Raw genomic sequence first — 24,031 nt, 5'->3', positions numbered from 1 at the left:
GGCGCTTGCGCCGCATCCGGCGAAACGGATCAGGGCTGCGTCAGTATCCGGCGTTTATCTTCCGGCAACGTGTTCACAGCCTGCTGATAAGAGGCGTCGACCAGATAATAAATCTGTGAATCCGGCAGCGAGCCGTCCAGATACACCGTACTCCAGTGCGCCTTATTGAGATGCCTGCTTGGCCGAACATCGCTATGCTGCTGGCGTAACAGTTCTGCCAGTTCAGGGCTGGTTTTCAGAGACACCGCCGGGCGTTCTTCCACCTCTTTTACCATGGCAAAAAGCACATCTTCGACTTTGATTTGCGTGGCCTTCCAGTCACTGTGAACGCTCTGCTCCGCGCCCGTTTTTGCCATGCAGTATTGCAGCAACTCCGAATTCGTCATCTTTATTCCCCTTACCAGCATATTGCCTCATGAGAACATCTTTTATTCAGTGTGCAGCAAGTCCGCAAAAGGTAAAAGCCAGCAATGTAAATTTGTTTAAAAAAACAGCAATCCGCAGCCAGCGTCCTCAATATTCCGAGTTGACGATCACCTCTTCACCAAACGCACCGGCCTGTGGCAGCGGCTTATAAGTGGAGTTAGAGGCGCGCAAAATGCGAATACCGCGAATACCCACGTCGCGAGCGGCAGTGATGTCATTATCGGAGTCACCGTAGAACATGCGGATATTTTTATCCTGCAGCCACTGCGTTTTGGTGTTCTGACCCGGCTTGTCGCCGGCAAAAATGACCGGATTCATATTTCCAGCTGGGATGTGAAAGTTATCAGACAACGTTTTCGACACCGTTTCAGTCTTCGTCTGGCTACGCCCGGTCACGAAAAAGATGCTGTCACCGCGACGCACGTGCATATCAATCAGTTGGCGCGCGACTTCTTTTGGAATACTAAACTCGTCCCAGCCATTGTTCATTTTTTCCCAGAAGGCCGGATTCTTCAGGTAATCCTCACTGTCCGGAGAATACGTTTTTTTACCGCGCCAGAAGCCAGGGCTGGAAAAGAGGACGGTGTCATCAATATCAAACCCGACGGCCATCGGTGGACGTCCGGTCAGACTGTTTTCAATTTGTGCCACGGAGACCCAGTGAATGGGTGCCTGCTCAGCGAGTTTTGCAACGTTGGTGCCAGGATTAAGCTGAGAGGGAGAGGAAACTAACGCCTGGGCTGGCTGATTTAGCGTGAACAATAAACAAACGGCACTCAGTGCCAACGTAAACTTGCGCATATTTTTCCCTAAGTAGTCAGTTAGTTATCATTTTTTTATTAACAACTGGTCAAAAAACTATCTGACCTTACCCCTTAGGGGGAGGGAAAGGAAGGATTTTCTCTGGTTTTGTCCTGGAAAAGGAGCACGATCACATTGGAAAACAGGCCTGATGGCGCGACGCTTATCAGGCCTGCAAAGTCGGTTACATGACGGCGGCAAATGCCTTCGCCACGCGCTGCACGTTACCGTGATTCAACCCGGCCACGCACATGCGACCGCTGGCGATCAGGTATACACCGAACTCATCGCGCAGACGATCAACCTGGGCTGCGCTAAGCCCGGTATAGCTGAACATCCCGCGCTGTTGCAGCAGGTAGTCAAAGTTACGGCCTGGGATCTCCGTATTCAATACGTTAACCAACTCCTGGCGCATCGCCAGAATGCGGGTACGCATCTCTTCAACTTCCGCCAGCCAACTGGCTTTCAGCGCGTCATCACCCAGTACCGCGGCAACTACCTGCGCACCAAAGTTTGGCGGGCTGGAGTAGTTCCGACGCACCGTCGCTTTTAGCTGCCCCAGCACGCGGCTAGCGGCTTCAGCGTCTTCACATACCACTGACAGTCCGCCGACACGCTCGCCGTATAAGGAGAAAATCTTCGAGAATGAGTTACTGACCAGAGCAGGCAATCCGGCGCTGGCAATGGCGCGAATCGCATAGGCATCGTCTTCCATTCCACCACCAAAGCCCTGGTAAGCAATGTCCAGGAACGGAATCAGATCGCGTGCTTTCAGGATCTCAATAACACTATCCCACTGCGCAGGCGTTAAATCCGCCCCTGTCGGGTTATGGCAGCACGGATGTAGCAGCACGATGCTGCGCGCCGGTAGGGTATTCAGCGTTGCCAGCAGGTCGTTGAAACGCACACCGTTGGTCGTGTCGTCATACCATGGGTAAGTGCTTACTTCGAATCCGGCACCTTCAAAAATCGCAATATGGTTTTCCCAGGTCGGATCGCTGACCCACACGCCAGAATCAGGGAAATAACGTTTCAGGAAGTCTGCGCCAACCTTTAACGCACCAGAGCCGCCCAGCGTCTGAATGGTTGCGACGCGCTGCTGCTGGAGAACCGGATGTTCTGCGCCAAATAGCAGCGGCGCAATAGTATGACGATACGTGTTCAGACCTTCCATCGGCAGATACAGCGAAGCGCCATGCGGTTTGGCATTGAGGCGGGCTTCCGCTTCCGCCACAGCTTTAAGCTGAGGAATAATGCCGTCTTCGTTGTAATACAGGCCGATGCTGAGATTCACTTTGTCGCTACGTGAATCTTCTTTGAAGCGCTCCATGAGCGATAAGATCGGGTCGCCGGCGTAGGCGTCAACTTTTTGAAACACGTGTGGTTCTCCGGGTTTACAGGCAGGGGTTACGAACACAATAAACCGGAAGTGGGAGAAGATCGAGAGGATGTTGAGAGGAATATTGCCGGAAGGCGGCGTAACCACCTGTCCGGCACATCATGCTGCTAATCGATATACTTCATCGCTACCCTTGAGGTCAGGCGCGTAATAAGTTCGTAAGCACTTACTTTCGTCATTTCAGCAATGCGTTCAACGGGCAAGCCCTCGCCCCACAGAATCACCGAATCGCCGGCTTTATCCTGCGCTTCGGGGCCTAAATCGACGCAGATCATATCCATCGCGACGCGACCGACGATCGGCACTTCACGGCCATTGACCAGTACCGGCGTCCCCGAAGGCGCTGCGCGCGGATAACCATCGCCATAGCCCATCGCTACCACGCCAAGACGCGTGTCGCGCTCACTCAGCCAGGTTCCACCATAACCAACCGGCTCGCCCGCTTTGTGCTCACGCACCGCAATCAGGCTTGAGGTCAGCGACATTACCGGCTGGCAGCCAAAATCAGCGCCGATGGAGTGATTTTCCAGTGGCGATACGCCATACAGAATCAGCCCCGGACGCGCCCAGTCGAAGTGAGACTGCGGCCACAGCAAAATACCACCCGACGCGGCAATCGAACGCTGCCCCGGTTTGCCTTCACAAAAACTGTTGAAGATATCGAGCTGTTTTTCGGTCGCGCCACACTCAGGCTCATCCGCACGAGCAAAGTGGCTGACGATATTGACCGGCTGGCGCACGTTTTCACACTGTGTTAAGCGCTGATAAAACGCTTCGGCCTGCTCAGGGCGTACGCCCAGGCGATGCATACCGGTATCGAGCTTCATCCAGACGGTAACGGGTTCAGCCAGTTTAGCGGCTTCCAGGGCTTCGAGCTGCTCCTGGTTGTGGACGGCAGTATGCAGGCGCTGCGCGGAAATAGTCGGCAGATCGGAGGCATCAAAAAATCCCTCCAGCAGCAGGATGGGCTGCGTGATCCCTCCCGCTCGCAAGTGCAGGGCTTCTTCAAGACGAGCGACACCAAAAGCGTCCGCATCGGGGAGCGTTCGCGCGGTCTCTAACAGACCATGGCCGTAGGCGTTCGCTTTCACGACCGCAACCAGTTTGCTGGCTGGAGCCAGTTCACGCAGACGTTGCAGGTTGTGTCGCAGAGCGCGGCGGTTAATGACTACAGTTGCCGCTTGCATTTGTATTCCTTAGAAATTACTCATCGTCATATTGAGGACCGGCATAGTTGTCGAATCGCGACCACTGACCGTTAAACGTCAGGCGCACCGTACCGATCGGGCCGTTACGTTGCTTACCAATAATGATTTCTGCGATCCCTTTCAGGTCGCTGTTTTCGTGATAAACCTCATCACGATAGATAAACATGATTAAGTCGGCATCCTGCTCGATGGAGCCAGACTCACGCAGATCCGAGTTGACCGGACGCTTGTCGGCACGTTGTTCCAGAGAGCGGTTAAGCTGCGACAGCGCCACCACCGGCACATGCAGTTCTTTCGCTAACGCTTTCAGCGAGCGGGAGATTTCTGCAATTTCCAGCGTACGGTTGTCGGAGAGCGACGGTACGCGCATCAGTTGCAGGTAGTCGATCATGATAAGTCCGATACCGCCATGTTCACGGGCGATACGACGGGCACGCGAGCGCACTTCCGTAGGCGTCAGGCCGGAGGAGTCATCAATATAGATGTTTCGTTTCTCCAGCAAAATCCCCATTGTTCCGGAAATTCGCGCCCAGTCTTCATCATCCAGTTGACCGGTACGGATTTTAGTTTGGTCTACGCGTGAGAGCGAGGCCAGGGAACGCATCATGATCTGTTCTGAGGGCATTTCAAGACTAAAGATAAGAACCGGCTTATCCTGCAACATCGCCGCATTTTCGACGAGGTTCATTGCAAATGTCGTTTTACCCATCGACGGACGCGCGGCGACGATAATTAAGTCTGACGGCTGCAAACCAGCCGTCTTTTTATTGAGGTCGTCATAACCGGTGTTCACCCCGGTGACGCCGTCGTGCGGTTGCTGGAACAGCTGCTCGATACGCGCGACGGTGGCGTCGAGCACGTCAGTAATATTTTTCGGGCCTTCGTCTTTATTAGCGCGGCTTTCCGCGATTTTAAAGACACGGGATTCTGCAAGGTCCAACAGATCTTCACTGGAGCGTCCTTGCGGATCAAAACCGGCTTCCGCGATTTCGTTTGCAACTGAAATCATGTCACGAACAACGGCGCGTTCGCGGACGATATCCGCATAAGCGCTAATGTTCGCCGCACTTGGCGTGTTTTTAGACAACTCAGCCAGGTAAGCAAAACCGCCGACGCTGTCCAGTTGTCCCTGAACTTCCAGCGACTCAGCCAGCGTGATCAGATCGATGGGTTTTCCCATCTCCTGCAGGCGATGCATTTCCGTGAAGATATGCCGGTGCGGACGGGTATAAAAATCTTCCGCCACCACACGCTCGGCGACATCGTCCCAGCGTTCGTTATCCAGCATTAAACCGCCCAACACCGACTGTTCCGCTTCAATCGAGTGCGGCGGTACTTTCAGCCCGGCGACCTGGGGATCGCGCTCACGAGCATCAGTCTGTTGTTTGTTGAAGGGTTTATTTCCTGCCATAGTGAATGGAGTTACCGAGATAATGATTGGGTCGAAAGATTACCACATTTCTTTTGGAGGAAGCATGGCAACACGTATTGAATTTCACAAGCATGGTGGCCCTGATGTACTCAAGGCGGTGGAGTTTACGCCCGTAGACCCGGCGGAAAACGAAATCCAGGTCGAGAACAAAGCGATTGGGATCAACTATATCGACACCTACATCCGCAGTGGTCTTTATCCACCGCCTTCCCTGCCCAGCGGGCTGGGTACCGAAGCCGCCGGCGTAGTCAGCAAAGTTGGCAGCAAAGTGACACACATTAAAGCTGGCGATCGCGTGGTGTACGCCCAGTCTGCGCTTGGCGCCTACAGCTCAGTGCATAACGTTCCGGCCGATAAAGCCGCCATCCTGCCTAACGCTATCTCGTTTGAACAAGCTGCCGCCTCGTTTCTTAAAGGGCTAACCGTTTTTTATCTGTTACGTAAAACCTATGAAATTCAACCTGATGAGCCGTTTTTGTTCCATGCGGCTGCGGGCGGCGTCGGCATGATTGCCTGCCAGTGGGCAAAAGCATTGGGTGCGAAGCTGATTGGTACCGTCGGCAGTGCGCAAAAAGCGCAAATTGCACTGCAGGCTGGTGCATGGCAGGTCATTAACTATCGTGAAGAGAGCATTGTTGAGCGAGTGAAAGAGGTAACTGGCGGTAAAAAAGTGCGGGTGGTGTATGACTCGGTGGGGAAAGATACATGGGAAGCCTCGCTGGATTGTTTGCAGCGCCGGGGACTAATGGTCAGCTTTGGTAATGCTTCAGGGCCGGTGACCGGCGTGAACTTAGGCATTCTGAACCAGAAAGGTTCGCTCTACGTGACCCGTCCTTCTCTACAGGGTTACATCACCAATCACCGCGAATTAACCGAAGCCAGCAATGAGCTTTTCTCGCTGATTGCCAGCGGAGTGATCAAAGTGGATGTCGCGCCTGGTCAAACGTTCGCACTGCACGATGCACAGCGTGCTCATGAAGTACTGGAAAGCCGTGCCACGCAGGGATCGAGTTTGCTAATTCCTTAAGATGACGGGGAAAGAAAGAATTAGGGCTTCCCGCAGGAAGCCCTTTCTTTTTTTAGTTCGGCTGTATGTAGGGTACAGCTCGATGAATTCGTTAACCTGGCAATAGTGACAGATTTGATAATCAATTCCTATTTGGTTCTAAAGGCAATGTTGCAGGTTGTGACGTACCGCTCAATACCTTAGTAAAACCGGCGGTTATTGCGCTGATACTGTGGGACTTTTGGCGCTTTTATCGCCTTGATCACCCACACCACAGCAACAGCCAGTAGCAGCCAGGGCAACAGTTTAATCATCAAGGCAAATAGTCCGCCCAGAAACATCACGGCGGTGGCTACGACCAATGCGGCCAGAACGCCCAGCAAAGATACGCCGGTGACCATCAGCATGATAAAAAATCCAATCACAAAAAGTAGTTCCAGCATGGCTCTCTCCCGAAATGAAATTCTCTCCATTGCTTTACAAGAAACATGCCAAAAATAATGCGTTGATTTATAAAGAAAACGCCCCGCGACAAAGCGCAGGGCGTGGTGAAATTAACTAACTTTTGGTGAAAACTTAACGCTTGTCTGCCACCAGCTTCAGCGCGTGCTCCAGAACGTTAATATCTGCCCCGGCTTTATGTGCATTCTCGCTCAGGTAACGACGCCACTGGCGCGCACCGGGAATACCCTGAAACAGCCCCAACATATGGCGTGTCACATGTCCCAAATAGGTTCCCTTACTCAGTTCACGCTCAATATACGGGTACATGGCACGCACCACGGCGACTGGATCGGAATCTTTGGTGGTAGCTGCAAAAATCTCGCGGTCAACGGACGCCAGAATGCCTGGGTTTTGATACGCCTCACGCCCCACCATCACGCCATCCATATGTTGAAGATGAATTTTCGCTTCTTCCAACGATTTAATGCCGCCGTTGATCGACATCGTCAGATGCGGAAAATCACGCTTCAACTGATAAACACGGTCATAATCCAGCGGTGGAATTTCGCGGTTTTCTTTCGGGCTTAACCCGGACAGCCAGGCCTTGCGGGCGTGAATGATAAACATCTCACATTCGCCTTTGCCAGATACCGTGTTGATGAAATCGCAGAGGAATTCGTAGCTGTCCTGGTCATCAATGCCGATACGAGTTTTCACCGTTACCGGAATTGACACCACGTCGCGCATTGCTTTGACGCAATCGGCGACCAGTTGCGCATTCCCCATCAGGCAGGCGCCAAACATGCCATTCTGTACGCGGTCGGAAGGACAACCCACGTTGAGGTTAATTTCGTCGTAGCCCCGCTGTTCAGCGAGCTTAGCACACTGCGCCAGCGCCGCAGGATCGCTCCCGCCCAGTTGCAATGCGACCGGATGTTCTTCTTCGCTATACGCCAGATAATCGCCTTTACCATGAATGATTGCCCCAGTGGTTACCATCTCCGTATAGAGCAGCGTCTGGCTGGACAGTAAGCGCAAAAAGTAGCGGCAGTGTCTGTCCGTCCAGTCGAGCATCGGCGCGATAGAAAAACGATGAGCGGGAAAAGCGGTAGACTGAGATTCAGGCAGCATAGCGAATATTCAAGCATCCGGTTAAAAAAGGGGCGCTACTATAGCATAGACCGTTACGATAGTGAGCCACATCCTCGCGGCTCACTCCCCCTGACCCTAAACAAAAGCTATTTACGCCCCGGTTTTCCGTCGTGAGATCCAAAAAACTGTGGCGGATGGTCGACCCAGCGATCCTCACGTGTAGCGGCGTAGACCGGGTTAAGCGGATAATAAATGCGGTTGTATTTTTTGTTCGCCTCACCCACGACTAACAGGCGCACCTCTTCACTGGTGTTATTGATAAAGGTATGGCACACGCCTGTACCTGCCGGGAAACCGACGCTGTCGCCCGGTTCCAGCTTCCATAAATACCCGTTAATCCAGGCCTCAGGATAACCTTCCAGCACGTAGATAAATTCTTCTTCATCGCTTTCAGCGTGCGGGTACGACGTGCGCCGACCCGGCGGCAGGCGTTCATGATGAATACCGAGTCGTCCTAACCCCAACTTGCGGGCAAGCGGCGCACCAATAGCAAATAGCTCATCGCTGTCAGGATAAGTGGAGTCATCAGCCCCCTCAACCTCACGCCAGTGGCGAATACAATCGGGTCTTTTCATGGTTATTTTCCAGTATTGCGATGCGTCAGGTATAGCACACCACGGTGGATCTCGGCGTTTTAAGCAGAACATGTTAAAGTAAGGGATTAACCTTCCACGCAAATCGAGGCGCCAAATGGACAAAACCACTACGCAAGAGTTATTGGCTCAAGCTGAAAAACTCTGCGCGCAACGCAACGTGCGGCTTACGCCACAACGCCTCGAAGTACTGCGCCTGATGAGCCTGCAGGAAGGTGCGATCAGCGCCTATGACCTGCTCGACCTGTTGCGGGAAACTGAGCCACAGGCTAAACCACCTACCGTATATCGTGCGCTCGATTTTCTGCTGGAACAAGGTTTCGTGCACAAGGTGGAATCCACCAACAGCTATGTGCTTTGTCATCTGTTCGATCAGCCAACCCACAGTTCCGCAATGTTCATTTGCGACCGCTGTGGCGTGGTAAAAGAAGAGTGTGCGGAAGGCGTGGAAGACATTATGCATACGCTGGCGGCAAAAATGGGCTTTGCACTGCGGCATAACGTTATTGAAGCCCACGGGCTGTGTCCGGCCTGTGTGGAAGTTGAATCTTGCCGCCATCCTGGCGAGTGCCAGCATGACCATACGATTCAGGTGAAGAAGAAAGTTGGGCGCTAGGTAAGCGGGAGAGCGTACATCCTTGTACTCTCAGGAGGGAAGGGTTAATTACCAGCGGTAATCATTACGTTTTTCCCAATCGTTAACTTCTTTCTCCGCCTGATCTTTCGCGTAACCGTAACGCTCCTGGACTTTACCGACCAGTTGGTCACGTTTACCTTCAATGACCGTCATATCATCATCGGTCAGTTTGCCCCATTGCTCTTTCACTTTACCTTTAAACTGCTTCCAGTTGCCGCCGACTTCGTCTTTATTCATCATCAAGTCCTCATCGTTAGGTTGTGAATAGCGAGAGTGCCATGTCCAGACACATGCTGTTTTTGCTGGACGTGAGAATAAGTGTAGTCAGTGATTCTGGGTTTTATTTACTATTCGGAATTTTTAACCATCCCGCTTAGGCAAACCAGGTTCCATTACGCCAGTGACGTCGCCAGATAAAGGCCAGTGAAAGCCCGCGCAACGCCAGGAAAACGGTTAACGCCAACCACAAGCCATGATTTCCCAGCCACGGCAAAGTCAGCAGCGTTAATGCGAATCCTGTGGCTGCAACGGCCATACTGTTGCGCATTTCTGCCGCGCGCGTCGCGCCAATAAACATTCCGTCGAGCAGATAACACCAGACACCCACCAGCGGTAACACCACCTGCCAGAAAAGATAGCGATCGGCCAGCTGTTGGATCTGCGGCAGCGAGGTCAGCAGCGCAACAATCTGCTCGCCAAACAGGGCATAAACCAACGAAAACAAAATAGCCACAATACCGGACTGTCGGCAGGCCGCCCGCCAGACGTCCAGCAACTGGCTACCATCTCGCGCCCCATAGGCCTGGCCCGAATGCGCTTCCACGGCATAGGCAAATCCATCCAGCGCGTAGGCGGTAAAGGTTAGCAGGGTCATCAGAACGGCATTAACCGCAATGATATCGCCTCCCAGACGCGCACCCAGCACCGTGATAGCGCCAAAACAGAGCTGCAGCAGCAGCGAGCGCAACATGATGTCACGGTTAAGTGCCAACAAACGGCGGAAGTTGCCACGCCACGCCTGCTTCAGCATTGCCAGCGAAATTCCGCGCATATGCAGGACTTTGCGCACCATCATCAGGCCGATCAGCAAGGTGGCATATTCAGCAATCACCGTTGCCAGTGCCGCACCCTGCACGTTCATATGCAGGCCCATCACCAGCCATATATCGAGCACAATGTTGAGAATATTGCCGACAATCAACAAGATAACCGGCGCACGCGCATACTGAACGCCAAGCAGCCAGCCGAGTAGCACCAGATTCGCCAGCGAGGCGGGTGCGCTTAACCAGCGAATTTCGAGGAAACGTCGGGCCTGCTCCAGTACCGCTTCACTTCCGCCAACAATGTGCAGAGCCAGATCGATAATCGGCGTACGAAACAGTGCGATAAGCAACCCCGCTCCCAGCGCCAGCATGAGCGGCTGCACCAGTGCGCGCGCCAGCGCCTGCGGATTTTTCGCACCAAATGCCTGGGCGGTAAGACCGGTGGTGCTCATGCGCAAAAAAAGCAGCAGCATAAAAAGAAAACTGGTTGCCGTAGCACCAACCGCAACACCGCCAAGATAGACCGGACTATCCAGATGACCAATCACCGCGGTATCCACCAGTCCCAGCAGGGGAACGGTGATATTGGAGAAGATCATGGGTAAGGCGAGGTGCCAGAGTGCTTTATCAGAAGAGGTAAAGAAAGGCATACAGGAGGGCCTGAGAAGAAGTTAGACGTACTGGATAATGTGATGCAGGCCCGGCAAGCGCAGCGCTACCGGGCACGTTGCCGGATGGCGACGTCATCGTCTTTTCCGGCCTACAGGGATTCAACAGAAAATTACAGCCATTCACCGTTACGGATGACGCCTACTGCCAGCCCTTCAATAGTGAAGTTTTGTTCGCGCAGGTCGACAACGATAGGTTTGAATTCGCTGTTTTCTGGCAGGAGTTCAACCTTATTTCCCTGCTTTTTCAGCCGCTTAACCGTGACTTCATCATCAATACGGGCAACAACAACCTGGCCGTTACGCACGTCCTGGGTTTTATGCACAGCGAGTAAATCACCGTCCATAATCCCGATATCTTTCATCGACATACCGCTAACGCGCAGCAGAAAATCGGCGTTCGGTTTGAACAGTGAAGGATCGACCTGATAGTGGCCTTCGATGTGCTGCTGCGCCAGAAGTGGCTCACCGGCTGCCACGCGCCCCACAAGCGGCAACCCTTCTTCTTCTTCCTGCAACAGTCGAATACCGCGCGATGCGCCGGATACAATTTCCAGCACACCTTTACGCGCCAGCGCTTTCAGGTGTTCTTCAGCTGCGTTTGGGGAACGGAACCCCAAACGCTGCGCGATCTCCGCACGCGTCGGTGGCATACCTGTCTGGCTGATGTGATCTCTAATGAGATCAAACACCTCTTGTTGCCTGGCCGTTAACGCTTTCATTCCGCCCCCTGGGTGTATATACAGTTATGCTGTGAGTATATACAGCTAAAGGCGAATTTGGAACCGCAAACTGCACAAAAAACAGGAGATTTATGCAGTTGTGGAAGCCTTATCGCAAATGCGACCACAACAGGATGCCCCAGGTGATTAGAGCGACAAAAATAGACAGCAATACCGCAGCCGACCCCATATCTTTCGCCCGACCGGAAAGTTCGTGGTACTCAGAACCAATACGATCAACTACCGCTTCAATCGCACTGTTGAGGATTTCAACGATCATCACCAGCATCACAGAACCGATCAACAACACGCGGGTAATTGCATCAACATCCAGCCAGCAGGCGATGGCGACGCCCAGCAGGACGGCAACACTTTCCTGACGGAATGCCGCCTCATTAATCCATGCGGCGCGAAAACCTTTCCAGGAATAACCTGCAGCTTTGATAATTCGGGTGAATCCAGTGGTATTATTGGCCATCAAAAAGAACCTTTTTACATTATTAGCGTCAATGTCATTGTAACGTTACCCCGTTTGTTCAGGGTGTGGCAAAGCAGCGCGAAGTATGACCGGATACCACAGAAATTCACTAAACTTTCTGATATCCTTGCAGCGCATTTGCATTATTAACCAGAGGCTTTACATCGTTTATGTCCGGCTGGCCACGAATTTACTACAAATTACTGAATTTACCATTAAGCGTCCTGGTAAAAAGCAAGTCTATTCCAGCAGAACCTGCTCCGGAATTGGGACTCGATACTTCGCGTCCCATTATGTACGTCCTACCGTACAATTCGAAAGCAGACTTGCTGACGCTGCGTGCCCAATGTCTGGTGCACGACCTCCCCGATCCCCTGGAACCACTAGAGATAGACGGAACGCTGTTACCGCGCTACGTGTTTATTCACGGCGGTCCGCGTGTATTCACCTATTACACGCCGAAAGAAGAGTCCATCAAGCTGTTCCACAACTATCTCGACTTGCATCGAAGCAATCCGGATCTGGATGTGCAGATGGTGCCAGTTTCGGTGATGTTTGGCCGTGCGCCAGGGCGTGAAAAAGGCGAGGTCAATCCGCCGTTACGTATGCTAAACGGCGTACAGAAATTCTTTGCGGTGTCCTGGCTGGGTCGCGACAGTTTTGTCCGCTTCTCCCCGTCGGTTTCTCTGCGCCGTATGGCGGATGAACACGGTACGGATAAGATCATCGCTCAGAAGCTGGCACGCGTGGCGCGTATGCACTTTGCTCGCCAGCGCCTGGCCGCTGTCGGCCCGCGCCTCCCTGCCCGCCAGGATCTGTTTAATAAGCTGTTAGCTTCAAAAGCGATCGCTCGTGCGGTAGAAGATGAAGCGCGCAGTAAAAAAATCTCCCACGAAAAAGCGCAGCAAAATGCCATTGCGCTGATGGAAGAGATTGCCGCCAACTTCTCCTACGAAATGATTCGTCTGACGGACCGTATTCTGGGCTTTACCTGGAACCGTCTGTATCAGGGGATTAACGTTCACAATGCTGAACGTGTACGCCAGTTGGCGCACGATGGGCATGAAATCGTTTACGTTCCGTGCCACCGCAGCCATATGGACTATATGCTACTGTCGTACGTTCTGTACCATCAGGGTCTGGTGCCGCCGCACATCGCAGCCGGTATCAACCTGAACTTCTGGCCAGCGGGTCCGATTTTCCGCCGTCTTGGCGCGTTCTTTATTCGTCGTACCTTCAAGGGCAACAAGCTCTATTCCACCGTCTTCCGCGAATACCTGGGCGAGCTGTTCAGCCGCGGCTACTCGGTTGAGTACTTTGTCGAAGGGGGCCGTTCACGTACCGGTCGTCTGCTCGACCCGAAAACCGGCACGCTGTCGATGACTATTCAGGCGATGCTGCGCGGCGGTACACGTCCGATTACCCTCGTTCCTATTTACATCGGCTATGAGCACGTAATGGAAGTGGGCACCTACGCAAAAGAGCTGCGTGGCGCGACGAAAGAGAAAGAAAGCCTGCCGCAAATGCTGCGTGGATTAAGCAAGCTGCGTAACCTGGGTCAGGGCTACGTCAACTTTGGTGAACCAATGCCATTGATGACTTACCTCAACCAGCATGTGCCGGAGTGGCGTGAATCTATCGACCCTATCGAGTCTATCCGCCCGGCCTGGCTGACGCCGACGGTGAATAACATTGCCGCCGATTTGATGGTGCGCATTAACAACGCAGGCGCGGCCAACGCCATGAACCTGTGCTGTACTGCTTTACTGGCATCTCGCCAGCGCTCTCTGACCCGTGAACAGTTGACCGAACAACTCGACTGCTACCTGAGCCTGCTGCGCAACGTGCCGTATGCTGCGGATTCGACGGTGCCGGCACAGAGCGCCAGTGAACTGATCGACCACGCCTTGCAGATGAACAAGTTTGAGGTCGAGAAAGACACTATCGGTGACATCATTATTCTGCCGCGCGAGCAGGCGGTCTTGATGACTTACTACCGCAATAACATTGCGCATATGCTGGTTCTGCCTTCGTTGATGGCAGCCATTGTGACTCAGCATCGTCGTATTTCACGCGCCGCGTTGCAGCAGCATATTGATGCGCTGTACCCGATGTTAAAAGCGGAGCTGTTCTTACGCTGGGAGCGTGATGAGCTTGCCGGGGTGATTGACGAACTGGCCAGCGAAATGCAGCGCCAGGGACTCATCACCCTGACCGATGACGAACTGCATATCAATCCAGCCCGCTCCCGCACGCTACAGCTGCTGGCCGCAGGTGCTCGCGAGACGTTGCAGCGCTACGCCATTACCTTCTGGCTGCTGAGCGCGAACCCGTCCATCAACCGTGGCACGCTGGAGAAAGAAAGCCGCACCGTGGCGCAACGCCTCTCAGTGCTGCACGGCATTAACGCGCCGGAATTCTTCGATAAAGCCGTGTTCAGCTCTCTGGTGCTGACGCTGCGTGACGAGGGATTCATCAGCGATACCGGAGATGCCGAACCGGAAGAGACGATGAAGATCTATCAGATGCTGGCCGAACTGGTCACGTCAGATGTGCGTCTGACCATCGAGAGCGCCACTCAGGGCGAGTAAGCATAAAAAAACCGGTCGGAATGACCGGTTTTTTTATTTTGCAGGCTAAGCCAAAATCAAAAATGCCAGTAGCTCATTGCCAGGCCTAAGAACAGCACCAGGCCGACGTAGTTATTGTTCATAAACGCTTTAAAGCAGGCATCACGTTCACGGTTAACGATCAGTTTCTGCTGATAGACAAACAGCGCGCCCGCCACCAACAGAGACCAGTAATAGCCCAGTCCCAACCCGTTTAACCAGCCCACCAGCGCCATCAGCACCAGCACGCCTACCTGCAAAATACCAATAATCAGCTTGTCGTTCTGACCGAACAGGATCGCGGTCGATTTAATGCCGATCTTCAGGTCATCATCCCGGTCAACCATGGCGTACTGCGTATCATAGGCCACCGCCCAGAGAATATTCGCAAGGAACATCAGCCAGCAACTCAGCGGTACGGATTCACTCACGGCGGCGAACGCCATCGGGATCGACCAGCCAAACGCCGCCCCCAGCACCACCTGCGGTAGATGCGTATAGCGCTTCATAAACGGGTAAACCCACGCTAATGCTAATGCCGCAACGGACAACAAAATGGTCATCGTGTTGAGGGTCAAAACCAGCAGGAAGGCCAGCAGCACCAGTACCACAAACAGCGTTCGGGCTTCTTTCTCGGTGACAGCCCCGCTCGGCAGCGGTCGATTCGCGGTGCGTTTGACGTGCCCGTCAAATTTCCTGTCGGCATAATCATTCACCACGCATCCGGCGGCGCGCATTAACCAAACGCCAGCGACAAAAACCGCCAGGATCCACAGTTGCGGCATGCCTGGGGTCGCCACCCACAGAGCCCACAGCGTAGGCCAGAGCAGCAGTAAGGCGCCGATTGGCTTATCCGTACGCATCAAGCGGTGAAACGCCAGCAGCTTATTCTGCGTCAGACTCCACTCCATCTTTATCTTCCTCTCAGTACAACGGCGACGCAGGCAGAAAAAGCTCGGTAAGCATCAGTGGCTTACCGCTCAGCCGCAGGCGGGAACGACGCCCCCACAGTGCTGCATCGCGGCCAATCTCAATAAAATCTCGGGTCAATGTCGATGACGTAAACAGGTAGCGTCCGAGCGGGGTTTTCCCCAGATTCTGTAAGGCCAGTTCAGGGCCGCACAAGGTTGACTCAGGCACCACAGTCCGTCCGGCAAGCCAGGGTTCACCATCCGCGCATAACAGGATTTCACGTAACCAATAACGAGACTCTTTAGGCAGCAGCGTCAGTTCTTCAGCCACCTCATTTTGCCCAACGAATTCTTCGCGAATCAACGTTACGGTGACCTTTTTCCCCTGCTGCTCAAAACGTTTGGTCATGGAATCTTCCAGTAACAACCAGTCGAGCAGTTGGGCGTCCAGCGCCGGGATCGCATCAAAATAACGCAGCGCACGCAGTTGCGTTAACGCAGGGTGTGGCATGCCTTACTCTCCGATTTATAACCTAAAGGCATTGTATCGCAGAAAAGGCATTACGGGGTGAGCAAACACGATTAAGTGATCGGTAGGGCAACATAAGTGTAACAATTAGCACCGAAGGATAAAAAAAGGTGCGCCAGGAGACGCACCAGTTGTTGCAAAATCAACAATGTGGGGAGATGTTTACCCCTTGCCTTTTACACTGCTGATAAAGGTGGATCGGGCAGATTTGGATCCCAGACGTTCCGCTTCATCAAGCAGCTTCAGCGCTTTATCAACATCGCCTTTTGCAACTGCATCCTTAATCGCCTGATTAAAATAGCTTTCCGTGTCGTTCAGCATCGGCTCACTTTTCTTCACCGGCTGCGGCGCTGGAGCGGCAACGGCTGCTGCCGGAGCCGCATAAGTCACTGCAGGCGCTGCGGTATTGCCGACAGTGACAGGGCCAGGGCCGGAAGAACCGAACAGCGGCCCCACCAACACACTGGAGGACGAGCTGGTTTTGACTTTTAATTTCAACAGACCATCGGTGGTGTGGCGGGCGATCGGGTCCGGAATATCGGGAACAGCGTTACCGACGCCCTTGGCATAAGCTTTCGCCGGGTCGAGCAGGGTCGTGGTCTGCTGGAGATCTTTATCTGTGGTAAAGACCAGAACATACAGTTTTTGCTGGCCCAGCGCTGGCGTCAGACGCATTACGCCTTCCAGACGATCGGCACTCATCACGCCGGGCTCCTGGTAGGTGAAATAGCTGCTGGGAAAGAACGCAGATGGCGTCATGTTTTGGTCAAGAATTAAGACGTTTGGCGCAAATACGCTGGTTTGTTTGTTGACTTCACTGGACAGCGTCAGGGTCAGTTCGCCAATGTTCGCCGGTACGCTATAGGCCGCGACCGGGCCAGTAATACCAGCAACATCTAAACGCTGACCTGCATTGGCAAGCTGCGTGGACTGAGTTTTGGATTGATCAACGGGCGTCCAGGTTAACTGTTGCAGCGCCGCAGTGGGAATGGTTGGGGCCGCGGTAGTGTTCTGCGGAACAATATTTACATCGGCCAGGCTGATGCCAGGCGCGCTGGCAAATAACCCTGCAGATAAACAAAGGGCAACGAGACTTTTCTTCATTTTCATTGTTATCACCTCAGATAGCATGGGTTCAGCGGTGGCCAGGCAATAGCGCGCTAAACCGTAATCAAGAGGGGCTTGCGCCCCTCTTTCGGTCTTTACGTCAGGTTAGTGCTGAATTACCACCAGATTTCCATCTGAGCACCGAAGGACCACTCATCGCTGTCACCACGGCTGGTGGTGCTGATACCAGAGTTCGTTGCAGCTGCATATTTGGTTACGTCGTTACCATTTTTGACGTAGCCCCACTCCTCATCCCACTTGGCATAGGTTGCGAAGACACGAATTGCCGGGCGGGACCAGATGCTGTCGCCAGCCTGCCACTGTTGCGCGAGGGTGATTTTGTACTGGCTGTTGCGATCGCCAGTCTGCTGAGATTTGACGTTGTCGTAGCCGACTTCCATCAGGGTGCTCATGATTGGCGTCCATTTGTACATCGGGCGAATACCGACGGTGTACCATTCAGTACCCAGATCGTTATCCATATCGAGGTTCTGGTACATACCGACGTACATCAGGTCCCACTTGTCGCCCAGGGAGATGGCACCGTGGTCGAGAATACGAACCAGGCTACCGTTGTTATTAATCACGTTATTGGCGTAATTGGTTTTACTACCGTCTGGGTTAGTAATGGTGAAGGAAGAAGAACCATAAGAACCCTGGTTCAGACCTTTACCCTGCGTGGTCATGGAGTCTGTCGCGTACTGCACAACAAACTTGTTGTAGCCCTTCAGCATGCTCTGGGTATGTTCAGCGGTGAACATCCAGCCATCTTTTGATGCGCCGTCTGCCAGGCTGTAATCATCTGTCGTATTCGCACGACCGTAGTCAACACCCAGTTCCAACATACCATCAGTGTTTGTTGCCAATTGCGCTAAACGAACGTCGAATACGTCGTTAGCGGTGTCTTTGGTACGATCATAGATATTCTGGCTGCTGAACGCGTATGAACCACCTGCTTCCTGAGAACGGCTCGCGGCCAGAGACAGTTTACCGAAGCCCAGATCGATGTTTTCAATACCGGCACCAGGACCTGAAATATCCCAGTAGTAGAAGTCGATCATGTGCACGTCATGACGTTGGTAGAAGCGCTTACCGGCCCAGATAGTAGAGCCTGGCAGCCATTCAATCAGGTTTTTACCCTGCACGTTGGCTTCACGGAAGGCCGGGTCAGTCCCTTCCCAGTCATTCTGCTGTGCTACGGAGTAGGCGACGTTGGTGTCGAAGTAGAAGCTCTTATCGCCTTCTTTCCACACTTCCTGGCCTAATTTAATTTCAGCGTAGGTTTCACATTCGTTACCAAGACGGTATTTACTTTGTGCACCTGTTGCCTGGAAACATTGTTGTTCGCCGCCACTACCCGTCCAGCCGATACCGGAACGAGCATAACCATGGAAATCCACAGCCATTGCCTGAACAGACATAATGCCTGCTGCCACAGCAACCGCCAGAGGAAGTTTGCGCAGAGTAATCATCGTTCTATCTCCTGAGATCATTGCTTTTCTTTAAACGCTGCCACCTTCTAAAACTGCGAATGGTTTTGCGTTTCGTTTTTTTATGGGGACCTTAAACGCCTGGCTCCTGGTGCAACCGACGACATGCAGTGCCATCTTCACGGAACAGATGGCAACGCTCTGGCGGCAGGCCGATAGCGAATGTGGCACCCTCTTCTACCAACACCACGTCGTTCTGGCGGTAAACCAGGTTTTGACGGATGGCGGGGATCTGGATATGAATTTGTGTTTCGTGACCAAGCTGTTCGACCACCTGCACTTCACCTTCGAGGGTGACATCGGCGATATCGCTGGGCAGCAGATGTTCCGGGCGGATACCTAAAGACATGTTGGCGCCAACCTGTACCGCATGGCTGTCTACCGGGAGCCAGACTTGCTGGCGGTTTGGTAATTCAACCTGCACCTGATCAATCGCCGTTGCGGTAACTTTCACCGGCAGGAAGTTCATTTTTGGCGAACCGATAAAGCCCGCGACAAAGCGGTCAGCCGGGTAGTGATACAGTTCCAGAGGCTTACCAACCTGCGCGACGCGACCGGCATCCAGCACCACAATTTTGTCGGCCAGCGTCATCGCTTCGACCTGATCGTGGGTGACGTAAATCATCGTGCGGCCGAGACGTTTATGCAGGCGGGAGATTTCAATACGCATCTGCACGCGCAGAGCAGCGTCGAGGTTCGACAGTGGTTCGTCCAGCAGGAATACGCGCGGTTCGGCGACCAGCGTACGGCCAATCGCCACACGCTGACGTTGTCCGCCGGAAAGCGCTTTCGGTTTACGCTCCAGCAGGTGCGCCAGTTGCAGAACTTCCGCAACCTGATTCACACGCTGGTTCATCACCTCTTTTTTCGCCCCGGCCAGTTTGAGGCCGAACGACATGTTCTCCGCGACAGACAAATGGGGATACAACGCGTAGGACTGAAAGACCATGCCCACACCGCGTTCGGCGGGCGGAATGTCGTTCATCCGGGTCTCCCCGATAAACAGGTCACCACTGGTGATGGTTTCAAGTCCGGCGATCATACGCAGCAAGGTCGACTTACCGCAGCCTGACGGTCCGACAAACACCACGAATTCCCCTTCGTGAATGTCGAGATTGATATCTTTCGATACCACCACGTCACCCCAGGCTTTCGTTACATTTCGTAGCTGTACGCTCGCCATGCCCTTCTCCCTTCGTTACAACCTGTCATCGACAGCAACATTCATGATGGGCTGACTATGCGCGATCCCTTGACTGCGTGAATCCTCCACCCCCCGGCTTTTTTATGGGGGAGGAGGCGGGAGGATGAGAGAGCAGCGTCTGAGACCCGGGCCACCAGCCTCAGAGGAATTTCGTGATGCAGCTTGCAAAAATCGGTGGGTTTTTATGTGCGCCAGTACGCAATACTCACATTTATGTAACACAGATCACATAAAGAGCGGGTGGGGCGTAGGGGTAAGGAGGATGGAAAGAGGTTGTCGTATAAAGAAACTAGTAACCGTTAAGCCACCTCTGCAAAATCACCAAACAGGATGGGAACTATGAAAATCAAAACTGGCGCACGCATCCTCGCATTGTCTGCATTAACGACGATGATGTTTTCCGCCTCGGCTCTCGCCAAGATTGAAGAAGGTAAGCTGGTTATCTGGATTAACGGCGACAAAGGCTATAACGGCCTCGCTGAAGTGGGCAAAAAATTCGAGAAAGACACCGGGATCAAAGTCACTATTGAGCACCCTGACAAACTGGAAGAGAAATTCCCGCAGGTTGCCGCGACCGGCGACGGCCCGGACATCATCTTCTGGGCACATGACCGTTTTGGCGGCTACGCTCAGTCTGGCCTGCTGGCTGAAATCACGCCTGACAAAGCGTTCCAGGACAAGCTCTATCCGTTCACCTGGGATGCCGTACGCTATAACGGCAAACTGATTGCCTACCCGATCGCGGTTGAAGCGCTGTCGCTGATTTACAACAAAGACCTCGTTCCAAATCCACCGAAAACCTGGGAAGAAATTCCTGCACTGGATAAAGAGCTGAAGGCGAAAGGTAAATCCGCGCTGATGTTTAACCTGCAAGAACCGTACTTCACCTGGCCGCTGATTGCCGCCGACGGTGGTTACGCGTTCAAGTTTGAGAACGGTAAGTACGATGTGAAAGACGTGGGCGTGGATAACGCTGGCGCGAAAGCGGGTCTGACCTTCCTGGTTGATCTGATCAAGAACAAACACATGAACGCGGATACTGATTACTCCATCGCCGAAGCGGCCTTTAACAAAGGCGATACCGCGATGACCATCAACGGTCCGTGGGCGTGGTCCAACATCGATAAGAGCAAAATCAACTACGGCGTCACGCTGCTGCCAACCTTCAAAGGCAAAGCGTCTAAACCGTTTGTTGGCGTTCTGAGCGCCGGTATCAACGCCGCCAGCCCGAACAAAGAACTGGCGAAAGAGTTCCTCGAAAACTACCTGCTGACCGATCAGGGTCTGGATGAAGTGAACAAGGACAAACCGCTGGGCGCCGTTGCGCTGAAATCCTTCCAGGATCAGTTAGCGAAAGACCCACGTATCGCCGCCACCATGGATAACGCCCAGAAAGGCGAAATCATGCCGAACATCCCACAGATGTCCGCATTCTGGTATGCCGTTCGTACCGCAGTGATCAACGCAGCCAGCGGCCGTCAGACCGTCGATGCCGCACTGAAAGACGCGCAGGGTCGTATCACCAAGTAATGCAGTTGTGAACGTGCCGGATGGCGGCATAAATGCCTTATCCGGCCTACATACCCTGTAGGCCTGATAAGCGCAGCGCCATCAGGCACGCTGACCAACAGGTTTTCATTGTTGTTGAGGATTGAACCCCATGGATGTCATTAAAAAGAAACACTGGTGGCAAAGCGACACGCTGAAATGGTCAGTGATGGGTCTGCTTGGGCTGCTGGTCGGTTACCTTGTTGTTTTGATGTACGCTCAGGGGGAGTACCTGTTTGCCATCATGACGCTGATTTTAAGCTCTGCTGGCCTGTATATTTTCGCTAACCGTAAAGCCTATGCCTGGCGCTATGTTTACCCGGGCGTTGCCGGTATGGGGCTGTTTGTCCTGTTTCCGCTGGTTTGTACGATCGCCATTGCTTTTACCAACTACAGCAGTACCAACCAGCTGACATTTGAACGTGCTCAGGAAGTCCTGATGGATCGTTCGTACCAGGCTGGGAAAACCTACAACTTTGGCCTGTATCCGGCGGGTGATGAGTGGCAACTGGCCCTCACCGACGGTGAAACCGGCAAGAATTACCTTTCTGACGCCTTTAAATTTGGCGGCGAGCAGAAACTGCAACTGAAAGAAGCCGAGGCGCTGCCGGCAGGCGAACGTGCAACGCTGCGTATCATCACGCAGAATCGCCAGGCGCTTACCCAATTGACCGCCATCCTGCCAGATGAAAGCAAAGTTACCATGAGTTCGCTGCGCCAGTTTTCCGGCACGCAGCCACTCTATACGCTCGCTGAAGACGGTACGCTCACCAACAGCCAGAGCGGCGTAAAATACCGCGCCAACAACGATATTGGTTATTATCAGTCGATTAACGCTGACGGTAGCTGGGGTAGCGAAAAACTCAGCCCTGGCTACACCGTTGCCATCGGCTGGGATAACTTCACCCGCGTGTTTACCGACGAAGGCATCCAGAAACCGTTCTTCGCCATCTTCGTCTGGACGGTGGTCTTCTCGGTACTGACCGTTATTTTGACCGTTGCCGTGGGCATGGTGCTGGCCTGTCTCGTACAGTGGGAGTCTCTCAAAGGCAAAGCGATTTACCGCGTCCTGCTGATTCTTCCGTATGCCGTACCGTCGTTTATCTCGATTCTGATTTTCAAGGGCTTATTCAACCAGAGCTTTGGTGAAATCAACATGATGCTGAGCGCGCTGTTTGGCATCAAACCGGCCTGGTTCAGCGACCCAACCACCGCGCGTTCGATGATTATTATCGTCAACACCTGGCTCGGTTATCCATACATGATGATCCTGTGCATGGGTCTGCTGAAAGCGATTCCTGACGACCTATATGAAGCCTCGGCGATGGATGGCGCAGGTCCGTTCCAGAACTTCTTTAAGATTACGCTACCGCTGCTAATTAAGCCGCTGACGCCGCTGATGATCGCCAGCTTCGCCTTTAACTTTAACAACTTCGTGCTGATTCAGCTGTTGACCAACGGTGGTCCGGACCGTCTTGGTACCACCACACCAGCCGGTTATACCGACCTGCTCGTGAGCTACACCTACCGTATCGCCTTTGAAGGCGGCGGTGGTCAGGACTTCGGTCTGGCGGCGGCGATTGCCACGCTGATCTTCCTGCTGGTTGGTGCGCTGGCGATTGTGAACCTGAAAGCCACACGTATGAAGTTTGATTAAGGGAGATAACGACAATGGCTATGGTCCAACCGAAATCACAAAAGTTACGTTTATTCGCAACGCACTTAGGGCTGCTGATTTTTATCGCGGCGATCATGTTCCCGCTGCTGATGGTTATCGCTATCTCGCTGCGCGAAGGTAACTTTGCCACCGGCAGCCTGATCCCGGAAAACATCTCCTGGGAACACTGGAAACTGGCGCTGGGCTTTAGCGTTGAACACGCGGATGGCCGTGTGACGCCACCGCCGTTCCCGGTACTGTTATGGCTGTGGAACTCGGTGAAAGTGGCCAGCATTACCGCGATCGGTATCGTGACGCTTTCCACCACCTGTGCTTACGCCTTTGCCCGTATGCGTTTCCCGGGCAAAGCAACCCTGCTGAAAGGGATGCTGATTTTCCAGATGTTCCCGGCGGTGCTGTCTCTGGTCGCGTTGTATGCTTTGTTTGATCGCCTGGGCCAGTACATTCCGTTTATCGGCCTGAACACGCACGGCGGCGTGATCTTCGCCTACCTCGGCGGTATTGCGCTGCATGTATGGACGATTAAGGGCTATTTCGAAACTATCGACGGTTCACTGGAAGAAGCGGCCGCGCTGGATGGCGCTACGCCGTGGCAGGCATTCCGCCTGGTGCTGTTGCCGCTTTCCGTTCCGATTCTGGCGGTCGTGTTTATTCTGTCTTTCATTGCCGCTATTACCGAAGTACCGGTCGCGTCACTGCTGCTGCGTGATGTGAACAGCTATACCCTTGCGGTAGGTATGCAGCAGTACCTCAACCCACAGAACTATTTGTGGGGCGACTTTGCCGCCGCGGCTGTACTTTCAGCCATTCCGATCACTCTGGTGTTCTTGCTGGCACAGCGCTGGCTAGTCAACGGTCTGACCGCGGGTGGTGTGAAAGGTTAAGTTTTACCGAAGTACCTGCCCGGCAACGGGCAATGCCACTGCAACCCTCAACTTATGTTATC

The 24,031-nt window shown here is 53.4% G+C and carries 23 protein-coding genes; 6 read left to right on the top strand and 17 right to left on the bottom strand.

Annotation, left to right across the window (positions count from 1 at the left end):
• Nucleotides 1-29: 29 nt before the first annotated feature.
• The 5 genes from FDW94_RS08420 to dnaB form a co-directional block, all read right to left on the bottom strand.
• Complete coding sequence (locus FDW94_RS08420) at nt 30-386, bottom strand: MmcQ/YjbR family DNA-binding protein (protein WP_008786927.1); 357 nt, start codon at nt 384-386, stop codon at nt 30-32.
• Nucleotides 387-513: 127 nt separating this feature from the next.
• Entirely contained in the window at nt 514-1,227 is a 714-nt protein-coding gene (gene aphA / locus FDW94_RS08415; RefSeq protein WP_003826615.1) for an acid phosphatase AphA, read from the bottom strand.
• 184 nt (nt 1,228-1,411) lie between these two features.
• Nucleotides 1,412-2,605 (bottom strand): aromatic amino acid transaminase, encoded by a 1,194-nt coding sequence (gene tyrB, locus FDW94_RS08410; RefSeq protein WP_125363338.1) that lies wholly within the window; start codon nt 2,603-2,605, stop codon nt 1,412-1,414.
• Between the two features lie 128 nt (nt 2,606-2,733).
• A complete protein-coding gene (alr, locus tag FDW94_RS08405; RefSeq protein ID WP_137377441.1) occupies nt 2,734-3,813 on the bottom strand; it encodes an alanine racemase in 1,080 nt (359 codons plus the stop codon).
• Nucleotides 3,814-3,829: 16 nt separating this feature from the next.
• The gene (gene dnaB, locus FDW94_RS08400) at nt 3,830-5,245 is read right to left on the bottom strand and encodes a replicative DNA helicase (protein WP_003826610.1); all 1,416 of its coding nucleotides are present in this window, start codon (nt 5,243-5,245) and stop codon (nt 3,830-3,832) included.
• A gap of 64 nt (nt 5,246-5,309) precedes the next feature.
• Between dnaB and FDW94_RS08395 the strand changes: the two genes are divergently transcribed.
• Nucleotides 5,310-6,293, top strand: coding sequence for a quinone oxidoreductase (locus FDW94_RS08395; RefSeq protein ID WP_008786924.1), 984 nt, complete (start codon nt 5,310-5,312; stop codon nt 6,291-6,293).
• Between the two features lie 179 nt (nt 6,294-6,472).
• Here the strand turns inward: FDW94_RS08395 and pspG are convergent, their stop codons facing one another.
• The 3 genes from pspG to FDW94_RS08380 form a co-directional block, all read right to left on the bottom strand.
• Nucleotides 6,473-6,715 (bottom strand): envelope stress response protein PspG, encoded by a 243-nt coding sequence (pspG, locus tag FDW94_RS08390; protein ID WP_003031713.1) that lies wholly within the window; start codon nt 6,713-6,715, stop codon nt 6,473-6,475.
• Nucleotides 6,716-6,848: 133 nt separating this feature from the next.
• Nucleotides 6,849-7,847 (bottom strand): tRNA dihydrouridine(20/20a) synthase DusA, encoded by a 999-nt coding sequence (dusA, locus tag FDW94_RS08385; RefSeq protein WP_048215129.1) that lies wholly within the window; start codon nt 7,845-7,847, stop codon nt 6,849-6,851.
• 107 nt (nt 7,848-7,954) lie between these two features.
• Nucleotides 7,955-8,443 (bottom strand): cupin domain-containing protein, encoded by a 489-nt coding sequence (locus tag FDW94_RS08380; protein WP_003031710.1) that lies wholly within the window; start codon nt 8,441-8,443, stop codon nt 7,955-7,957.
• A 115-nt stretch (nt 8,444-8,558) separates the two neighbouring features.
• Here FDW94_RS08380 and zur point away from each other — a divergent pair, with 115 nt between their 5' ends.
• Nucleotides 8,559-9,077, top strand: a complete 519-nt coding sequence (gene zur / locus FDW94_RS08375) for a zinc uptake transcriptional repressor Zur (RefSeq protein ID WP_003031709.1) — start codon at nt 8,559-8,561, stop codon at nt 9,075-9,077.
• 48 nt (nt 9,078-9,125) lie between these two features.
• On the opposite strand, the gene FDW94_RS08370 is transcribed toward zur, so the two are convergent.
• From FDW94_RS08370 to FDW94_RS08355, 4 genes are all read right to left on the bottom strand, one after another.
• The gene (locus FDW94_RS08370) at nt 9,126-9,335 is read right to left on the bottom strand and encodes a CsbD family protein (protein ID WP_003031706.1); all 210 of its coding nucleotides are present in this window, start codon (nt 9,333-9,335) and stop codon (nt 9,126-9,128) included.
• 136 nt (nt 9,336-9,471) lie between these two features.
• Nucleotides 9,472-10,791, bottom strand: a complete 1,320-nt coding sequence (gene dinF, locus FDW94_RS08365) for an MATE family efflux transporter DinF (protein WP_079935026.1) — start codon at nt 10,789-10,791, stop codon at nt 9,472-9,474.
• 131 nt (nt 10,792-10,922) lie between these two features.
• Entirely contained in the window at nt 10,923-11,531 is a 609-nt protein-coding gene (lexA, locus tag FDW94_RS08360) for a transcriptional repressor LexA (protein WP_003826596.1), read from the bottom strand.
• 109 nt (nt 11,532-11,640) lie between these two features.
• The gene (locus FDW94_RS08355) at nt 11,641-12,009 is read right to left on the bottom strand and encodes a diacylglycerol kinase (RefSeq protein ID WP_003826594.1); all 369 of its coding nucleotides are present in this window, start codon (nt 12,007-12,009) and stop codon (nt 11,641-11,643) included.
• A 170-nt stretch (nt 12,010-12,179) separates the two neighbouring features.
• On the opposite strand from FDW94_RS08355, the gene plsB reads away from it, so the two are divergent.
• A complete protein-coding gene (plsB, locus tag FDW94_RS08350) occupies nt 12,180-14,600 on the top strand; it encodes a glycerol-3-phosphate 1-O-acyltransferase PlsB (protein ID WP_008786919.1) in 2,421 nt (806 codons plus the stop codon).
• Nucleotides 14,601-14,656: 56 nt separating this feature from the next.
• On the opposite strand, the gene ubiA is transcribed toward plsB, so the two are convergent.
• The 5 genes from ubiA to malK all read right to left on the bottom strand — a co-directional run bounded on the left by ubiA (nt 14,657) and on the right by malK (nt 19,838).
• Nucleotides 14,657-15,529 (bottom strand): 4-hydroxybenzoate octaprenyltransferase, encoded by an 873-nt coding sequence (ubiA, locus tag FDW94_RS08345; RefSeq protein ID WP_003826589.1) that lies wholly within the window; start codon nt 15,527-15,529, stop codon nt 14,657-14,659.
• A 13-nt stretch (nt 15,530-15,542) separates the two neighbouring features.
• On the bottom strand, nt 15,543-16,040 hold the full coding sequence (ubiC, locus tag FDW94_RS08340) for a chorismate lyase (RefSeq protein WP_003826587.1): 498 nt from the start codon (nt 16,038-16,040) through the stop codon (nt 15,543-15,545).
• A gap of 180 nt (nt 16,041-16,220) precedes the next feature.
• Nucleotides 16,221-17,168, bottom strand: coding sequence for a maltose operon protein MalM (gene malM / locus FDW94_RS08335; RefSeq protein WP_060683091.1), 948 nt, complete (start codon nt 17,166-17,168; stop codon nt 16,221-16,223).
• A 113-nt stretch (nt 17,169-17,281) separates the two neighbouring features.
• Entirely contained in the window at nt 17,282-18,637 is a 1,356-nt protein-coding gene (locus FDW94_RS08330) for a maltoporin (protein ID WP_038636248.1), read from the bottom strand.
• Between the two features lie 91 nt (nt 18,638-18,728).
• Nucleotides 18,729-19,838, bottom strand: a complete 1,110-nt coding sequence (malK, locus tag FDW94_RS08325) for a maltose/maltodextrin ABC transporter ATP-binding protein MalK (RefSeq protein WP_008786916.1) — start codon at nt 19,836-19,838, stop codon at nt 18,729-18,731.
• 360 nt (nt 19,839-20,198) lie between these two features.
• On the opposite strand from malK, the gene malE reads away from it, so the two are divergent.
• The 3 genes from malE (at nt 20,199) to malG (ending at nt 23,969) form a co-directional block, all read left to right on the top strand.
• Nucleotides 20,199-21,389 (top strand): maltose/maltodextrin ABC transporter substrate-binding protein MalE, encoded by a 1,191-nt coding sequence (gene malE / locus FDW94_RS08315; RefSeq protein ID WP_003031680.1) that lies wholly within the window; start codon nt 20,199-20,201, stop codon nt 21,387-21,389.
• Nucleotides 21,390-21,519: 130 nt separating this feature from the next.
• Nucleotides 21,520-23,064: a maltose ABC transporter permease MalF gene (gene malF / locus FDW94_RS08310; protein ID WP_137377440.1), complete on the top strand. Its 1,545-nt coding sequence runs from the start codon at nt 21,520-21,522 to the stop codon at nt 23,062-23,064.
• A gap of 14 nt (nt 23,065-23,078) precedes the next feature.
• Complete coding sequence (malG, locus tag FDW94_RS08305) at nt 23,079-23,969, top strand: maltose ABC transporter permease MalG (protein WP_003826575.1); 891 nt, start codon at nt 23,079-23,081, stop codon at nt 23,967-23,969.
• The last annotated feature ends 62 nt before the right edge of the window (nt 23,970-24,031 follow it).

Source organism: Citrobacter sp. wls757 (assembly GCF_005280935.1).
Classification (GTDB): domain Bacteria; phylum Pseudomonadota; class Gammaproteobacteria; order Enterobacterales; family Enterobacteriaceae; genus Citrobacter; species Citrobacter portucalensis.
The sequence above is the reverse complement of the archived record's forward strand: the minus strand, read 5'-3'. Positions and strand labels throughout refer to the sequence as shown.

Excerpts from the sequence above, each read along its gene's own strand:
- FDW94_RS08420 (WP_008786927.1), bottom strand. The coding sequence starts at position 386 with ATGACGAATTCGGAGTTGCTGCAATACTGCATGGCAAAAACGGGCGCG.
- aphA (WP_003826615.1), bottom strand. The coding sequence starts at position 1,227 with ATGCGCAAGTTTACGTTGGCACTGAGTGCCGTTTGTTTATTGTTCACG.
- alr (WP_137377441.1), bottom strand. The coding sequence starts at position 3,813 with ATGCAAGCGGCAACTGTAGTCATTAACCGCCGCGCTCTGCGACACAAC.
- dnaB (WP_003826610.1), bottom strand. The coding sequence starts at position 5,245 with ATGGCAGGAAATAAACCCTTCAACAAACAACAGACTGATGCTCGTGAG.
- FDW94_RS08395 (WP_008786924.1), top strand. The coding sequence starts at position 5,310 with ATGGCAACACGTATTGAATTTCACAAGCATGGTGGCCCTGATGTACTC.
- pspG (WP_003031713.1), bottom strand. The coding sequence starts at position 6,715 with ATGCTGGAACTACTTTTTGTGATTGGATTTTTTATCATGCTGATGGTC.
- dusA (WP_048215129.1), bottom strand. The coding sequence starts at position 7,847 with ATGCTGCCTGAATCTCAGTCTACCGCTTTTCCCGCTCATCGTTTTTCT.
- FDW94_RS08380 (WP_003031710.1), bottom strand. The coding sequence starts at position 8,443 with ATGAAAAGACCCGATTGTATTCGCCACTGGCGTGAGGTTGAGGGGGCT.
- zur (WP_003031709.1), top strand. The coding sequence starts at position 8,559 with ATGGACAAAACCACTACGCAAGAGTTATTGGCTCAAGCTGAAAAACTC.
- FDW94_RS08370 (WP_003031706.1), bottom strand. The coding sequence starts at position 9,335 with ATGAATAAAGACGAAGTCGGCGGCAACTGGAAGCAGTTTAAAGGTAAA.
- dinF (WP_079935026.1), bottom strand. The coding sequence starts at position 10,791 with ATGCCTTTCTTTACCTCTTCTGATAAAGCACTCTGGCACCTCGCCTTA.
- lexA (WP_003826596.1), bottom strand. The coding sequence starts at position 11,531 with ATGAAAGCGTTAACGGCCAGGCAACAAGAGGTGTTTGATCTCATTAGA.
- FDW94_RS08355 (WP_003826594.1), bottom strand. The coding sequence starts at position 12,009 with ATGGCCAATAATACCACTGGATTCACCCGAATTATCAAAGCTGCAGGT.
- plsB (WP_008786919.1), top strand. The coding sequence starts at position 12,180 with ATGTCCGGCTGGCCACGAATTTACTACAAATTACTGAATTTACCATTA.
- ubiA (WP_003826589.1), bottom strand. The coding sequence starts at position 15,529 with ATGGAGTGGAGTCTGACGCAGAATAAGCTGCTGGCGTTTCACCGCTTG.
- ubiC (WP_003826587.1), bottom strand. The coding sequence starts at position 16,040 with ATGCCACACCCTGCGTTAACGCAACTGCGTGCGCTGCGTTATTTTGAT.
- malM (WP_060683091.1), bottom strand. The coding sequence starts at position 17,168 with ATGAAAATGAAGAAAAGTCTCGTTGCCCTTTGTTTATCTGCAGGGTTA.
- FDW94_RS08330 (WP_038636248.1), bottom strand. The coding sequence starts at position 18,637 with ATGATTACTCTGCGCAAACTTCCTCTGGCGGTTGCTGTGGCAGCAGGC.
- malK (WP_008786916.1), bottom strand. The coding sequence starts at position 19,838 with ATGGCGAGCGTACAGCTACGAAATGTAACGAAAGCCTGGGGTGACGTG.
- malE (WP_003031680.1), top strand. The coding sequence starts at position 20,199 with ATGAAAATCAAAACTGGCGCACGCATCCTCGCATTGTCTGCATTAACG.
- malF (WP_137377440.1), top strand. The coding sequence starts at position 21,520 with ATGGATGTCATTAAAAAGAAACACTGGTGGCAAAGCGACACGCTGAAA.
- malG (WP_003826575.1), top strand. The coding sequence starts at position 23,079 with ATGGCTATGGTCCAACCGAAATCACAAAAGTTACGTTTATTCGCAACG.